General features: G+C 66.0%; 12 protein-coding genes and 1 tRNA gene. 8 read left to right on the top strand and 5 right to left on the bottom strand.

Annotated features, from left to right (window positions below):
- Window positions 1-18: 18 nt before the first annotated feature.
- Complete coding sequence (locus tag HZF03_RS15980; RefSeq protein WP_119019184.1) at window positions 19-1,470, bottom strand: cryptochrome/photolyase family protein; 1,452 nt, start codon at window positions 1,468-1,470, stop codon at window positions 19-21.
- A gap of 118 nt (window positions 1,471-1,588) precedes the next feature.
- Between HZF03_RS15980 and HZF03_RS15975 the strand changes: the two genes are divergently transcribed.
- Window positions 1,589-1,987, top strand: a complete 399-nt coding sequence (locus HZF03_RS15975; RefSeq protein WP_012496600.1) for a DUF2177 family protein — start codon at window positions 1,589-1,591, stop codon at window positions 1,985-1,987.
- A gap of 293 nt (window positions 1,988-2,280) precedes the next feature.
- Window positions 2,281-2,856 carry a hypothetical protein gene (locus HZF03_RS15970; RefSeq protein WP_107345025.1) on the top strand — a complete coding sequence of 192 codons (576 nt, stop codon included), beginning with the start codon at window positions 2,281-2,283 and terminating at the stop codon, window positions 2,854-2,856.
- Between the two features lie 38 nt (window positions 2,857-2,894).
- Here HZF03_RS15970 and HZF03_RS15965 read toward each other — a convergent pair whose 3' ends face one another.
- Window positions 2,895-4,745 carry an alkaline phosphatase family protein gene (locus tag HZF03_RS15965; RefSeq protein WP_119019185.1) on the bottom strand — a complete coding sequence of 617 codons (1,851 nt, stop codon included), beginning with the start codon at window positions 4,743-4,745 and terminating at the stop codon, window positions 2,895-2,897.
- 153 nt (window positions 4,746-4,898) lie between these two features.
- Between HZF03_RS15965 and HZF03_RS15960 the strand changes: the two genes are divergently transcribed.
- The 3 genes from HZF03_RS15960 to HZF03_RS15950 are packed head-to-tail and all read left to right on the top strand — an operon-like array spanning window position 4,899 to window position 8,087.
- Window positions 4,899-6,914, top strand: coding sequence for an acetyl-CoA carboxylase biotin carboxylase subunit (locus HZF03_RS15960; protein WP_107345023.1), 2,016 nt, complete (start codon window positions 4,899-4,901; stop codon window positions 6,912-6,914).
- Window positions 6,915-6,921: 7 nt separating this feature from the next.
- Complete coding sequence (locus HZF03_RS15955) at window positions 6,922-7,788, top strand: isocitrate lyase/PEP mutase family protein (RefSeq protein ID WP_119019186.1); 867 nt, start codon at window positions 6,922-6,924, stop codon at window positions 7,786-7,788.
- Window positions 7,788-8,087: an acylphosphatase gene (locus HZF03_RS15950; RefSeq protein ID WP_119019187.1), complete on the top strand. Its 300-nt coding sequence runs from the start codon at window positions 7,788-7,790 to the stop codon at window positions 8,085-8,087. The genes HZF03_RS15955 and HZF03_RS15950 overlap by 1 nt, the downstream gene beginning before the upstream one ends.
- An 18-nt stretch (window positions 8,088-8,105) precedes the next feature.
- Here the strand turns inward: HZF03_RS15950 and HZF03_RS15945 are convergent, their stop codons facing one another.
- Complete coding sequence (locus tag HZF03_RS15945) at window positions 8,106-8,954, bottom strand: LysR family transcriptional regulator (protein ID WP_119019188.1); 849 nt, start codon at window positions 8,952-8,954, stop codon at window positions 8,106-8,108.
- 108 nt (window positions 8,955-9,062) lie between these two features.
- Between HZF03_RS15945 and HZF03_RS15940 the strand changes: the two genes are divergently transcribed.
- A complete protein-coding gene (locus HZF03_RS15940; RefSeq protein WP_119019189.1) occupies window positions 9,063-9,494 on the top strand; it encodes a tautomerase family protein in 432 nt (143 codons plus the stop codon).
- A 22-nt stretch (window positions 9,495-9,516) separates the two neighbouring features.
- Here HZF03_RS15940 and HZF03_RS15935 read toward each other — a convergent pair whose 3' ends face one another.
- Together HZF03_RS15935 and lipB are read right to left on the bottom strand one after the other, a co-directional pair.
- Window positions 9,517-12,141: an EAL domain-containing protein gene (locus HZF03_RS15935; protein WP_234832288.1), complete on the bottom strand. Its 2,625-nt coding sequence runs from the start codon at window positions 12,139-12,141 to the stop codon at window positions 9,517-9,519.
- Window positions 12,142-12,405: 264 nt separating this feature from the next.
- The gene (gene lipB / locus HZF03_RS15930) at window positions 12,406-13,143 is read right to left on the bottom strand and encodes a lipoyl(octanoyl) transferase LipB (RefSeq protein ID WP_119019190.1); all 738 of its coding nucleotides are present in this window, start codon (window positions 13,141-13,143) and stop codon (window positions 12,406-12,408) included.
- 66 nt (window positions 13,144-13,209) lie between these two features.
- On the opposite strand from lipB, the gene HZF03_RS15925 reads away from it, so the two are divergent.
- Together HZF03_RS15925 and HZF03_RS15920 are read left to right on the top strand one after the other, a co-directional pair.
- Window positions 13,210-13,452, top strand: a complete 243-nt coding sequence (locus HZF03_RS15925; protein ID WP_011158713.1) for a FliM/FliN family flagellar motor switch protein — start codon at window positions 13,210-13,212, stop codon at window positions 13,450-13,452.
- Window positions 13,453-13,530: 78 nt separating this feature from the next.
- Window positions 13,531-13,615: transfer RNA gene (locus tag HZF03_RS15920), tRNA-Leu, on the top strand.
- Window positions 13,616-13,637: the final 22 nt, after the last annotated feature.

Raw genomic sequence — 13,637 nt, 5'->3', positions numbered from 1 at the left:
GCTGCTAAGCGAAGTTGTTCAACGCTGACGCAGCTCGGCATAGGCCGAAAGCGCCCGCTGCCGGCCGGTTTTGTGGTCGACGATCGGTCCCGGGTAGTTGCCGCCGAGCTCGATGCCGGCGGCGGCGAGTTCGAGCGGCGTCGCGGTCCAAGGCTGGTGGATCAGGTCGTTCGGCAGCCCGGCCAGCTCGGGCACCCAGCGCTGGATGTAGGCGCCGCCCGCGTCGAACTTCTCGCTCTGCAGCAACGGGTTGAACACCCGGAAATACGGCGCGGCGTCGGCGCCGCAGCCCGCCACCCACTGCCAGTTACCGGGATTGCTGCCGGGATCGGCGTCGACCAGCGTGTCCCAGAACCACTGCTCGCCGAGCCGCCAGTCGATCAGCAAGTGCTTGACCAGGAACGAGCCGACGACCATGCGGACGCGATTATGCATCACCCCGGAGTGCCACACCTCGCGCATTCCGGCGTCGACGATCGGGTAGCCGGTGCGGCCGCGCTGCCAGGCGCTGAGCGCCGCCTCGTCGCTGTGCCACGGGAAGGCGTCGAACGCCGGCTGCAGATTGCGGGTCGCCAGATCCGGATGGTCGAACAGCAGATGCCGGCAGAACTCGCGCCAGCCGAGCTCGCTCAGGAATTTGTCCACGTCGGGCGCGATCGCCGGCCGCTCGGCGGCGGCAAAGCGCGTGGCGTACCAGACCTGGCGCGGACTGATTTCGCCGAACCGCAGATGCGGCGACAGGCCGGAGGTGACGTGCCGATCCGGATAGTCGCGCCCGTCCGCATAGCCGGGCAGGCCCGCGAGGAAGTCGGACAGCCGCGCCTGCGCGGCGGCTTCGCCGGGGGTCCAGGTTTGGCGCAGGCCGCCGGCCCAGTCCGGCGCCGTCGGCTCGAGCTGCCAGTCGCCGAGCTGATCGCTCGGTGGAGCCGGCGCCGGCCGCAGCGCCTTCGGGCGGGGCAGGGGCTGCGGTGGATCGCCGAGGCTGAGCACCCGCCGCCAGAATGGCGTGAACACCCGCATGCCGCGGCCATCCTTGCTACGGATCGCACTCGGCGCCACCAGCGTGTCGCCAGGGTGGCGGTGATATGCGATGCCGGCCACCGTGAGGGAATCGGCCAGCGCATCGGCGACAGCCCGATGCGGAGCGATCTCGATCTCGTTCCAATGCACCGCCGCCGCATCGCTCTGCTGCGCCAGCTCGGCCAGCACCGCGGCAGCCGGCCCCCGCCGCAGGGTCAGCGCTCCGCCCAAACCGCGAAGCTCGGACTCCAGCGCGCGAAGCGATTGCGCCAGCCACCACCGCGCGGCGCCGCCAAGGGCGCGCACGTCGTCGCTCACCTCGTCGAGCACATAGACGCACAGCACAGGCGCACCGGATTGCGCGGCTGCGTGCAGCGCCGGATGATCGGCAAGACGGAGATCGTCACGAAACCAGACGATGATGGGGCGGGAGCTGGCAGGTGTCAGCACGTGGGCTCATCCGAGATGCGAGGCTGCGACCTTGCGCCGATGTTCCGATGCAACTGCAACCATCGACGAGACGTTCCGTATTTGACAGGATGCAGTTTGCTTTGTTCAGGAGGACGATTTGAAGCGATACGGTCTACTCTATCTGGCAACATTCATTGTCCTGATTCCGCTCGACTTTCTATTCCTCGGCACGATCGCCAAGAGCTTCTTCCAGTCGCAGGTCGGCGAGATGCTCGGCGAGGTGAGGCTGCTGCCGGCTGTGCTGTTCTACCTGCTCTACGTCGTCGGCATCGTTATCTTCGTCAACGGCTCGGCGCAGGCGACCTGGCAATCCTCGTTAGTGTACGGGGCGCTGTTCGGCGTGTTCTGCTACGCGACCTTCGAGCTGACCTCGCTGGCGCTGCTGAAGCACTGGACCTGGCCGGTGGTCGCGGTCGACATCTCCTGGGGCGCGTTCGTCACGGCGGTGTCGGGAACGCTCGGCCTGCTGCTCGCCGACTGGTGGTCGCCGCGCTGACCGCGCGCCGACGGCTCGCCGCTTAAAACGCTGAAGGACCGCTGAATGACCGGTGCGGCCAAATGGCCGCCCGGCAAAGCCGCTTTGCCGCAATTGCGCCGCCAGTGCGCCCAACCGCCGCCGGAGCGGCTTGCGAATTGAGCCGGCGAGACCGCTGCTGCGACAAATCGGCAACCCTGTTTCGAAACATCGTGGGTAATTCCGATCGAATCGAGCGCAGGAGCGAAGTCTTAACCAAGCGTTTACGCCAGCGTGGAAATGCTGGCCCAGAGCCAGAAAAACGAGTGAAAGCAATGACTGCCGTCGCCACCGCCGAACTGTTCGGCATCGACCCTCTCAACGTTTCGGATCGTTATACCGCCGCGCAAGCGCTCGGGGTCGTGCGGGATGGGATCATCACCGGCGAAGGCCCGACCACCCGCGGTCGGGTGCATTTCTCCCGCACCCTCGACGCCGCCGACACCGCGTGGTGCATGGGTATCCTGACCGCTTCCGCGGTCGACAATCAGCCGATCAGCCGGGCCGAGGCCGAGGCGCTGTTCGAGATCAACGATGCCGCTGCCGAGCGTGTCGATGGCGGCCGGTTCGATGATCTGTTCGCCAAGGCCGTCGCCCACCACGCCGCGGCCGCCTCGGGCCTGCCGGTGCCGGCGCGCAGCGTCGCGCTGTCGCCGGACGTCGCGATCGAGTCCTGGGCTCCGACCCAGGCGGTCGGCGTCAACACCGAGGTCCTGGAGTGGATCTCGCGGCAGATGCGCGGCACCCGGCGCAGCAATCACACGCTGATGCGGCTGGTCGCCACGCTGGTCGGCGTCGCGACGCTGCCGCTGATCAGCCAGGTGCCGCAGATCTTCGATCTCGGCGTCTGATCGGCCGAAGCCAAAGTTCTGCAAGGAAGCGGCGGGGGTTATTTCCCCGCCGCTTTTTGTTTGGTGGTCTCGCCGTCGAGGCCGAGGGTGCGGCCGGGGAAACCGGCGGCATCGAAGTAGCGATGCTCGCCAACGCGCTGCATCGCCAGCACGGTGCGCAGCCCGTTGGCGGCGTATTTCGAGCGCACCGTCTCCTGCGTGGCCTTCGGCACGGCGCCGTTCGGCATCGCCTCGGTCATCACCCGGCCGATCAGCTTGCCCTTGGTGGTCGGATCGAGACCCATCAGCTTCGCCGCTGTGAACCCGACGTCGGCGTTGCTCACCGGCAGCGGATCGGCGAAGCCGGCTTTGAAGTCCGGGCCGGTCGCCGCCATGAAGTTCATGGTGTCGCCGCGGCTGAACGAGCCGTGCATGCCCTGGCCCTGGCGGAGCACGGTGTCGGCCACCTGCACCGAGCACTGCGTCGGCTCGGCGCAGCCGGACGCGTAGGACCGGAAGTTGACCACGATCGCGGGCGTCGGCGTCGCCGCCTTACCTTTCAGATTCAGTGCCGACAGCGGCAGCGTGCCAGGGAAGCTGCCGAGTGAGTCATCGACGAACAGTCCGCTGACGTAGTCCTGTTCGAGCAGGGCCCGGATGGTGCGGCCGGCGAGCTTCTTGTCGCCGGTCGGCAGGTAGATCAGGTCCGAGCCGCCATTGGTGGCGACGATCAGATCCGGCTTGGCCGGATCCTTGCCGAGCACGCCGTTGCCGGCCTTGGGGTGGGAGTTGCCGCCGACCGCTGCGTTGCCGTTGTTGGGATCGAACAGCGGCAGCTTCAGAGCCTTCGCCAGATCGATGGCGAGGAAGCCCATCGGCAGGAAGCCGGCCGGGGTGTCGTCGTAGCTCGCCTTGGCGGACGGTGAGGTCTTGCTCTGCTTCGAGATCGTCGAGAAGCCGTGGTCGGCCGACACGATGATGTTGGTCGAGGCGGAGAGCCCAAGCTCATCCAGAGCTTTGCGCAACTGCGCGAGGTTGTTGTCGGCATTGCGGATTCCGGCCAGCGAGGTCGGTCCGTTAATGCCCGGTGTGAGCTCGTTCAGGCTATCGCCTTGATTATGCTGGCTTCCATCCGGATCGCGGGACCAAAACACCAGCACGAAAGGCTTGCCGCGCTGCTTGAACAGCGGCAGCACCGCCTTGGCGGCGACATCGGCGAAATAGGCCTGCTGCACCACGTTGGCGACCAACGTGCCGGGGGTCTTGGCGTCGCCGGCCTTGGCGTTTTCGCCGCGGGCCGGCGGCTTGAGCGGCAGTCCGAGCTTGTCGAGCTCGGCCTTGAAGTCGTCGGGCAGCGGCACGCCCTTCGGCGAACCGGTCGCATCATCGATCACGATCGAATGCGGCCCCGGCCTGTCGGCCCGGTCGGTGTGGTCGAACAGCAGCGTGGGGCCGAGCTTGCCGATCGCCGCGGTGCTCAGCCCCTTGTCGCGGGCGAGCTTCAGCAGGCTTTCTTCGTTGAGGTAATTGCCGTCGAAATGATTATCGATGTCGCCGAGGACGTCGTCGTTCTCGATGAACGGAACCACGGTATTCCCGGCCGGCGGAACGCTGTAGCCGGTATAGATGGTGTTGCTGAAGGTGCCGGTGTCGCCGAGATAGTGTCCGGTCGCCATCGCCGAGCCGTTCGCCATGGTGAAGGTCGGAAACAGCGAATGCGGATTCTTGAAATTGACGCCCTGATCGCGCAGCGCGGCCATCGCCGGCGCGGTCTCCGGGCTGACGGACTTCGCCCGCAGACCGTCGGGAATGAACAGAATCAGGTTGCGGGGCGGAGTGTTCTGGGCGAAAGCGGTGGAGACGGACAGCAGGCAGAGGCCCGCGGACAGTAGGGCGAGTGTGCGGCGCATGACAGGGCCTTGGGTTGATTGGGGCCCACGCTGGGGACCCCTTCGCAATATCTAGTTTTCCCCGGCGACAGAATTGTTACAAGCACACCCGCAATGCCCCGTCGCTGCCCCGCCCGGGACAGCAGAACCATCCAAGGTTGCAAGAAAAAGAGCATGTTCAAACGAATTCTGATCGCCAACCGCGGCGAGATCGCCTGCCGGGTCATCAAGACCGCGCGTCGTATGGGTATCGAGACGGTCGCCGTCTATTCCGAGGCGGACCGCGACGCTCTGCACGTCGAAATGGCCGATGAAGCGGTGCTGATCGGCCCTCCGGCGGCGGCCGAGAGCTATCTGGTGATCGAGAAGATCGTCGAGGCCTGCAAGAAGACCGGCGCTGAGGCGGTGCATCCGGGCTACGGCTTCCTGTCCGAGCGCGAGGCGTTCGCCAAGGCGCTGGCCGAGGCCGGCATCGTATTCATCGGTCCGAACCCCGGCGCGATCGCCGCGATGGGTGACAAGATCGAGTCCAAGAAGGCCGCCGCGCAGGCCAAGGTTTCGACCGTGCCCGGCTTCCTCGGCGTGATCGAGGACGACAAGCACGCGGTGAAGATCGCCGACGAGATCGGCTACCCGGTGATGATCAAGGCCTCGGCCGGCGGTGGCGGCAAGGGCATGCGCATCGCGCATTCGCGGGCGGAAGTCGCCGAAGGCTTCAACCTCGCCAAGGCCGAGGCCAAGGCCTCGTTCGGCGACGACCGCGTCTTCATCGAAAAGTTCATCGTCGATCCGCGCCACATCGAAATCCAGGTGCTCGGCGACAAGCACGGTAACGTCATCTATCTCGGCGAGCGCGAATGCTCGATCCAGCGCCGCAATCAGAAGGTGATCGAAGAGGCGCCGTCGCCGCTGCTCGACGAAGTCACCCGCCGCAAGATGGGCGAGCAGGCGGTCGCGCTGGCCAAGGCCGTGAACTACGACTCCGCCGGCACCGTCGAGTTCGTCGCCGGCCAGGACAAGAGCTTCTACTTCCTCGAAATGAATACCCGCCTGCAGGTCGAACATCCGGTCACCGAAATGGTCACCGGCATCGATCTAGTCGAGCAGATGATCCGCGTGGCGGCCGGTGAGAAGCTGGCGCTGGCGCAGAAGGACGTCACGCTGAAGGGCTGGGCGATCGAGTCCCGCGTCTATGCGGAAGATCCGTTCCGCAACTTCTTGCCGTCGATCGGCCGCCTGGTGAAGTATCGCCCGCCGGCCGAGAGCGCAGCCTCCGGCATCACGGTGCGCAACGACACCGGCGTGCAGGAGGGCGGCGAGATCTCGATGTTCTACGACCCGATGATCGCCAAGCTGGTGACGCACGGGCCATCGCGCGCCGCGGCGATCGAGGCGCAGACCCATGCGCTCGACGCGTTCTACGTCGACGGCATCCGCCACAACATTCCGTTCCTGTCGGCGCTGATGACGCATCCGCGTTGGCGCGAGGGCAATCTGTCGACCGGCTTCATCGCCGAGGAATTCCCGCAGGGATTCCATCCGCGGGTGCCGGAGGGTGAAGTCGCCCGCCGCATCGCCGCGGTCGGCGCGGCGATCGACCGGGTGATCGGCGAGCGCAAGCGCAAGATCTCGGGCCAGATGATCGGCCGCGCGGTGATCCGCGAGCGCCGCCGCTGCGTGTGGCTGGAGCGCAGCGAAGTGCCGCTCGACGTGATCCGCGAAGGTGAGGCGTTCGTCGTCCGCTTCGCCAATGCCGACGGTTCGCTCGGTCAGCCGCACCAGTTGCTGTCGTCCTGGATGCCGGGCGATCCGGTGTGGGAAGGCACCATCGACGGCCATCCGGTCGCGGTGCAGGTCCGTGCGATCCCGAACGGCTTCAAGCTGGCGCATCATGGCTACGAAGTGTCGGTCAACGTCTTCACCGAGCGTGAAGCGGCGGCCGCGCGCTGGATGAAGGAAGCCGACAAGGCCGACACCGGCAAGAAGGTGCTGTGCCCGATGCCGGGCCTGATCGTGTCGATCGCGGTGACCGAGGGCCAGGAGGTCAAGGCCGGCGAGACGCTGGCGGTGGTCGAGGCGATGAAGATGCAGAACGTGCTGCGCGCCGAACGCGACGGCACCGTCAAGAAGATCCACGCCGCGGCCGGAGCGACGCTCGCGGTCGATGCGCTGATCCTCGAGTTCGCGTAAGCCCGCCGTGGCCTGGCGCGACCGCCGCAGCGCATTGCGGGCAATCCTCACCGGATCCGCCTGCGTGCGCCCGGCGTCTGTATACGATGCCATCTCGATCCGGATCGCCGACGATCTCGGCTTTCCGTTCGGGATGTTCGGTGGCTCGGTGGCTTCGCTGGCGATCCTCGGCGATCCCGACATCGCGCTGATCACGTTGACCGAGCTTGCCGAGCAGGTGCGGCGCATGACACGCGCCGCCGCGTTGCCGGTGGTGGTCGATGCCGATCACGGCTACGGCAATGCGCTCAATGTTCGCCGCACCGTGGAAGAACTCGAAGCGGCGGGGGCCGCCGGTCTCACCATCGAAGACACGCTGCTGCCGCAGGCCTACGGCGAAGCCAAGCCGCAGCTGGTGTCGCGCGAAGAGGGGCTCGGCAAGATCAAGGCCGCGCTCGACGCGAGACGCGATCCTAATCTCGTTATTTTCGGACGCACCGGTGCCTGCTCGATCACGTCGCTCGATGATGCGATCGAGCGCGCGCTGGCCTATGAGGCCGCTGGCGTTGATGCGTTGTTCTTCACCGGCGTGAAGACCCGCGCGCAGCTGGAAGCGATCAGCGCCGCGACAACGCTGCCGCTCGCGCTCGGCAGCCCGCCGGCCGAACTCGGCGACTTCGATCATCTCGCGGGCAGGCGAGTCCGCATCGCGGTGCAGGGCCATGCGCCGATCGCGGCTGCGACCGAGGCCGTGTTCAAAACGTTGTCGGCGATCAAAGCCGGTGCGACGCCGAAGCAACTGACCGGGCTCGCCGGCGCCGACCTGATGGACAAGGTCACGCGCGCCGACGTCGTCGCTGATCGGAACGAACACTTCCTCGGTGTGAAGCGCTGATGGGCCAGATCATCCGGCAGGTGACGATCCGCGGCCGGGTGCAGGGCGTCGGCTATCGGGCCTGGCTGGCGATGACGGCGCAGGCGAACGGCCTCGAGGGCTGGGTCCGCAACCGCCGCGACGGCAGCGTCGAAGCGCTGCTCGGAGGCGACCAGACTGTGGTCGCCGACATGATCGCCGCCTGCCACCGCGGCCCCTCGGCCGCGCGGGTCGACGCGGTGGTGGTGGAAGAGGCCGGCGCCGCACTGCTGGCTCAGCGGGCGGCCGGTGAGCGGTTTTCGATCCTGTCGACTCTGTGAGACCGGCACGCCGCTGGCTTAGCCTGCGATCTGCCTGAAGGTCGCCCCCAAGGTCCTGAGCGCCGCGCGGCGGCTCGCGTCGCTGACGCGGGAGTGCAGCACGACCGGCGACGCAGGCAGGCGTGGCAACTTCAGTGTGGCGCCGACATCGACGAGTCCCGGCGGCGCGATGCGTTTGGCCAGCGGTGCGACGGCGAGGCGGGCGAGCGCAGCGGCAACTACTGCACTGACGCCGCCGCCGACGAACACTTCGGTCCATGGCACCCTGGCCTTGTCGAGCGCGCGCACCGCGGTTGCCCGTACGCCGCACGGCGCAGCGAGCGAGGCCAGCGGAACGGGCGCGCCGTGGACGAGATCGAAATCGGGCGCTGCGAACCAGCCGAATTCATCGCGCAGCAAGGTCTCCCCGCCGCGTCGCCCCGCGCTCTCGCGGATGCAGATCGCATCCAGCTCCGCGCGATCGAACGCATCGACCAGGTCGCGCGAAAACCCAATGCTGACTTCGATCCGCAGGTCGGAGCGCCCTCGGCCAAGCCGGGCCAGCAGCGGCACCAAATCCGGTCCGGCGACGTGGTCGCTGATACCAAGCCGGAGTGACTGAACGATTACGCGCTCGCTGGCAACTGCGCGATCATTGTTGTCGATCAGCGCGCGGGCCCGATCCAGAAACGCCGAGCCTTCTGCGGTCAGCCCGACCGAGCGCGGCGAGCGCTCCAGCAGGCGCCGTTCGAGCAGTGCCTCCAGGCGCTGCAGCCGCATGCTGATTGCCGCCTGGGTGGTGCCGAGCGCTTCGGCGGCCCGCGTAAAGCTGCGCAGATCGGCGACGTGGACGAAGGCGCGTACCGCGGCGATGTCGAGGTCGATCATCTCATTATCAGAATTTGTTATGATTGAAACGTGGATTGATAGGGTATCTTGATTTATGGGCGAGGTCTAGCTTCTGCAGCATCGAACACTTGTTGAGAGGAGCTACCGATGCCGCTGATCACCGTGCATTACTCGACGCCGCGCCCGACCTCGGACCTGAAGCCGCGGATCGCCGCCGCGGCCAGCGATCTCGCCGCCACCATCCTGCACAAGGACCCCAAGGTGACGGCGGTGATCGTCGAGCAGGTCGATCCGGCCGACTGGTTCGCGGCCGGTGCCTCGCTGGCGGATCAGAACCTCGCCAGCTTCTGGCTCGACATCCGGATCGTCGACAGCAGCAACACTAAAGACGAGAAGGCGGAGTTTATCACCGCAACCTACGCCCGCATGGGCGAACTACTCGGACCGCTGCACTCGGAAAGCTATGTCCACGTCAACGGCGTGCGGGCCGACGGCTATGGCTTCGGTGGTCTGACCCAAGAGCAGCGCTATATCGTGCGCAAGCTCGCCGCCGCACCACGATCGGCAGTCGTGGTATAAGCGCGCGCAAACGCGGTGGCGGTTAGTTCCGCCGCCGCGTGGTAGTGAATGGCGCCGTCCGGTCATCCGTGCTCGTCGGGCTAATGCGCTCCATCATCGCGCCGCCGCGGGCGGCGCTGTAGCCGAGCAGCCATTGCTCGAATGCAGCCGGCGCCAGTGCCGGCGCATACAGGAAGCCCTGGGCGACGTCACAGCCGAGCTCACTCAAGAGCTGGAATTGAGCGGTGGTCTCGACGCCTTCGGCGACGACGCTGAGGGCGAGGCTCTGGCCGACCCGCACCACGGTGGTGACGACGGCGCGGGCGGTGGGGCTGGTCTCGAGTTCGCTCATGAAGCCGCGATCGATCTTCAGCTCGCGGATCGGCAATTGCGCCAGCCGGTTGAGATTGGAATAGCCGGTGCCGAAATCGTCGAGCGACAGTCCGACCCCGATCCGGCGCAGCGCCATCATCGTCTCGTGCGCGGTCGAGCGGTTGTCCTGGGCGACGCCTTCGGTGACCTCGAGCATCAGAGCTTCGGGTGGCAGGTGATAGGTCGCGAGCGTGTCGGCCACCAGTGTCGGTAGCGCTGGATTCTCGAAGTTGATCGGCGACAGATTGACGGCGACGCTCGGCACCTCGAGTCCCTGGTCTCGCCATGCCCGCATCTGCCGGCAGGCCTCGCGGATCGACCAGCACGCAATCTGATCGATCAGGCCGCACTCTTCGGCGAGTGGAATGAACTTCGTCGGCGGCACCGGACCGAGCGCCGGATCGTTCCAGCGCGCCAGGGCTTCGACGCCGTGCAGTGCGCCGTCGCTGGTGCGAATCTGCGGCTGGTAATGCAATTCGAGGCGGCTGTTCGCCAGCGCCGAGCGTAGCGCGGCCGCATAGGCCATCCGCTGCTCGGCTGCGCCATGCATGTCGCTGTTGAACAGCCGGTAGGTCGAGCGGCCCGAGCGCTTGGCGCGATACATCGCGGTGTCGGCCTGGTTGATCAGCGTGTCGAGGTCGGTGGCGTTGTCGGGATACAGGCTGACGCCGATGCTGGCCGACATCGGCACCTGGCTGTTGCAGAGCGTAAACGGCAGCATCAGCGCCTCGCTGATCCGGGCGACCACCGGTTCGATTTCAGCCGGCTCCCGGTTCGGCAACACGACGACGAATTCGTCACCGCCGAGCCGTCCCACCACGTCGCCGGGCTGGACCTGATCGCGCAGCCTTCGCGCAAACTCGATCAGGAATTCGTCGCCGGCGGCATGACCCAGCGTGTCGTTGATGTCCTTGAAATTGTCGACGTCGAGAAACGCCAGCGCAACCATGCGGCCCTGCGGGCAGGCCGCGGTCGCGGCCGCGATCAGATCCCGCAGCCGGGCGCGGTTGGGGAGGCCGGTCAGCATGTCGAAATAGGCAAGACGCGCGATCTGCGCGCGCGACTCCATGCGCTCGATCGCAAGCGCCCCGAGATGCAGGCAGGCGTCAACGATCCGGTGATGCCAATGGCTCGGCGGACGGCAGGCGCGGAAATAGAACGCGAAGGTGCCGATCACACGGCCATCCTTGGCCTTGACCGGCGACGACCAGCAGGCGCGCAGCCCGATTTCCAACAGCTGCTTCTTGAACGGCTCCCAGCGCGGATCGGTGTCGATGTCGAGTGCCAGCACCGGTTTGCCGAAATACGCGGCAGCGCCGCAGGAGCCGACCTGCGGGCCGATCGACACGGCGTCGAGCGCGCGCGAGTAATCCTCGGGCAGGCTCGGGCCACCGAGCGGGTGCAACAGCCCCTGGGCGTCGACGTGCAGGATGGTGGAGACCACGTCCGGCGCGATCTTCTCGACAAAGCGGCACATCCGGTCGGCGACGTCGGTGATCGGAATCTCGTCGGCGAGCGCGCTCAGCGTCACCTGCTGCAGCATGCGCAATTGCCGGGTTTCCGAGATGTCGGTCAGCAGCCCGAAGACCTGTGTGACCCGGCCTTGCGCATCGTGCAGCGCCTTTACGTCTGCCGATATCCAAATCTCGTCACCATTGTGATCGTAAACCAGGATCTCTTCTTCGCCACCCTCGGCGTCGGCAATCCGTTGTTTTAGGTTGGCGATCGTCCGGCGATTGGTGTGGTGGCCGGCGAGGAGGCCGATGACGTTGCGGCCTTTGACATCTGCGGCACTGAAGCCGAACAGGCCGGTGAAGGCGGCGTTGGTGTAAAGCAGCTTCAGATCAGCGTCGGTGACCAGTACCGCGCGGGTGGTACGGTCTGCGATCGATGAGATCAGTTCGATGCCTTTGCGCCGCTCCATCTCTGGCGTGATATCGCGCGCGGTGACGAGAGTGTAGTTGTGGCCGTACGTGCTTATCATCGATTGCGTGAGCTCGGCGCTGATGACCTGGCCGTCCGGCCGTGGGATTTCGAGAATGGCGACGCCGTTCGATGTAGCGGGTGGGGAGAAGGCTCTGGAGGCGGGCTTCGAGGTCATGCCGTCGAGGCCGAGGATTCCAATAGTACGGCCGACGATGTCCGTGCGACAAATTCCCCAAATCCGTTCTGCGGCTCGGTTGAACAGACAGACGTTGCCAGCATCGTCGATAACGATGGCAGCATCGCGCGTCTGCTCGAGCGCGGCGCGCCACAGTGACTGATTATCGGGAGAACTGGTGGGGCGTTGGATCATTCTTGAAACTAGGTACTAGGACAACTACGAGGGTGGCGCGGCCGCAGCTAATGAGGCCGTCGCTGATCTTTCCCTGCTAACATGACGAAAGCGTTGTCAGTGCCGCGCGGCGGGAACCGAGCGGTTTCATCGTTACAATTCCGTTGCCGGAGTCTGTGACTCGACACGGGGCCGCTGCGCTGATCGAGCCTCACGGCCGATTGTGACAGTCGCGCTTTCGGCGAGTGATCACTTCGCGTGCGGATCGATCCGGGAAGGAGGCGATCAGGCGCTTGTGGTTGCGGCTGTGCGGGTTTCGCCGAAGAGGTTTTCGAAGGCAGAGCGTAAAGCGATGTCGACGTCGGTCATCACCACCGGCAGGCCGAGGTCGACGAGGCTGGTGACGCCATAGCGCGGATCGCTGATGCCGCAGGGCACGATCGCCTTGAAGTGCGACAGGTCGGGCTCGACGTTGATGGCGATGCCGTGCAGCGACACCCAGCGTTTCAGCCGGACGCCGATCGCCGCGATCTTGTCCTCGTAACCTTCGCCCTTGTCGGGTCGGCGAACCCAGACGCCGACCCGATCTTCCCGGCGTTCGCCGCGGATGTTGAAGGCATCGAGGGTGGCGATGATCCATTGTTCGAGCGCAGCCACATAGGCGCGCACGTCCGGGCGCCGGCGCTTCAGGTCGAGCATTACATAGGCCACGCGCTGGCCGGGGCCATGATAGGTGAGCTGGCCGCCGCGGCCGGTGGTGAACAGCGGGAAGCGCTCTTCGAGCAGGTCGGAGGCATGGCCGCTAGTGCCTGAAGTGTAGAGCGGCGGATGCTCCAGCAGCCAGACCAGCTCGGGCGCGTCGCCCGCTGCGATCGCCGCGGCCCGTGCCTCCATGGTCGCCACCGCCTCCGGATAGGGCACGAGCGAATCGGAAATCCGCCATTCCACCGCCGGCGAGCCGTCGGCGGGCTTCAGAGCGGTCCAATCCAGCGTCTGGCGGGGGGAAGTGGGGGCGTTAATCATTGGATAACCATAACGTGGTGTCGTCGACTACGTCTTCGTTCCTCAGGCAAGTCAGTCCGGGTTCCAGTGCCGACACTCGATAAAGTTTCCGTCGATCTGATGGTGGTTCTCGGGACCACCTCGATGCCGATCCACCAGGTGCTGCGGCTGAGCCGCGGCGCCATCATCGAACTGGATGCCACCGAGGCCGACGAGGTCAAGATCCTCGCCAACAACATGCCGATCGCTTCCGGCATGGTTTTGGTCGATCGCAACCGAATTGCGGTCGAGGTCAAACAGATGTTGCCGCGATCCCCAGATCGAAGGTGATCTGGCCTTGTGGCCTCATCATTGTTTTGTTAAATGGGCGCCGTCGATCCGGTCGGCGATGCCCGAAACCGGTCCCAAGCGCTCGTGGCGGAATTGGTAGACGCGCTGCCTTGAGGTGGCAGTGAGTAAAATCGTGGGGGTTCGAGTCCCTCCGAGCGCACCACTTCCGCGCCGGCCGTGTAGCT

The organism is Rhodopseudomonas palustris (assembly GCF_013415845.1).
GTDB lineage: Bacteria > Pseudomonadota > Alphaproteobacteria > Rhizobiales > Xanthobacteraceae > Rhodopseudomonas > Rhodopseudomonas palustris_F.
This window is presented reverse-complemented; position numbering and strand designations above follow the sequence as displayed.

Excerpts from the sequence above, each read along its gene's own strand:
- lipB (WP_119019190.1), bottom strand. The coding sequence starts at position 13,143 with ATGATTAACGCCCCCACTTCCCCCCGCCAGACGCTGGATTGGACCGCT.
- HZF03_RS15935 (WP_234832288.1), bottom strand. The coding sequence starts at position 12,141 with ATGATCCAACGCCCCACCAGTTCTCCCGATAATCAGTCACTGTGGCGC.
- HZF03_RS15950 (WP_119019187.1), top strand. The coding sequence starts at position 7,788 with ATGGGCCAGATCATCCGGCAGGTGACGATCCGCGGCCGGGTGCAGGGC.
- HZF03_RS15960 (WP_107345023.1), top strand. The coding sequence starts at position 4,899 with ATGTTCAAACGAATTCTGATCGCCAACCGCGGCGAGATCGCCTGCCGG.
- HZF03_RS15965 (WP_119019185.1), bottom strand. The coding sequence starts at position 4,745 with ATGCGCCGCACACTCGCCCTACTGTCCGCGGGCCTCTGCCTGCTGTCC.
- HZF03_RS15945 (WP_119019188.1), bottom strand. The coding sequence starts at position 8,954 with ATGATCGACCTCGACATCGCCGCGGTACGCGCCTTCGTCCACGTCGCC.
- HZF03_RS15940 (WP_119019189.1), top strand. The coding sequence starts at position 9,063 with ATGCCGCTGATCACCGTGCATTACTCGACGCCGCGCCCGACCTCGGAC.
- HZF03_RS15970 (WP_107345025.1), top strand. The coding sequence starts at position 2,281 with ATGACTGCCGTCGCCACCGCCGAACTGTTCGGCATCGACCCTCTCAAC.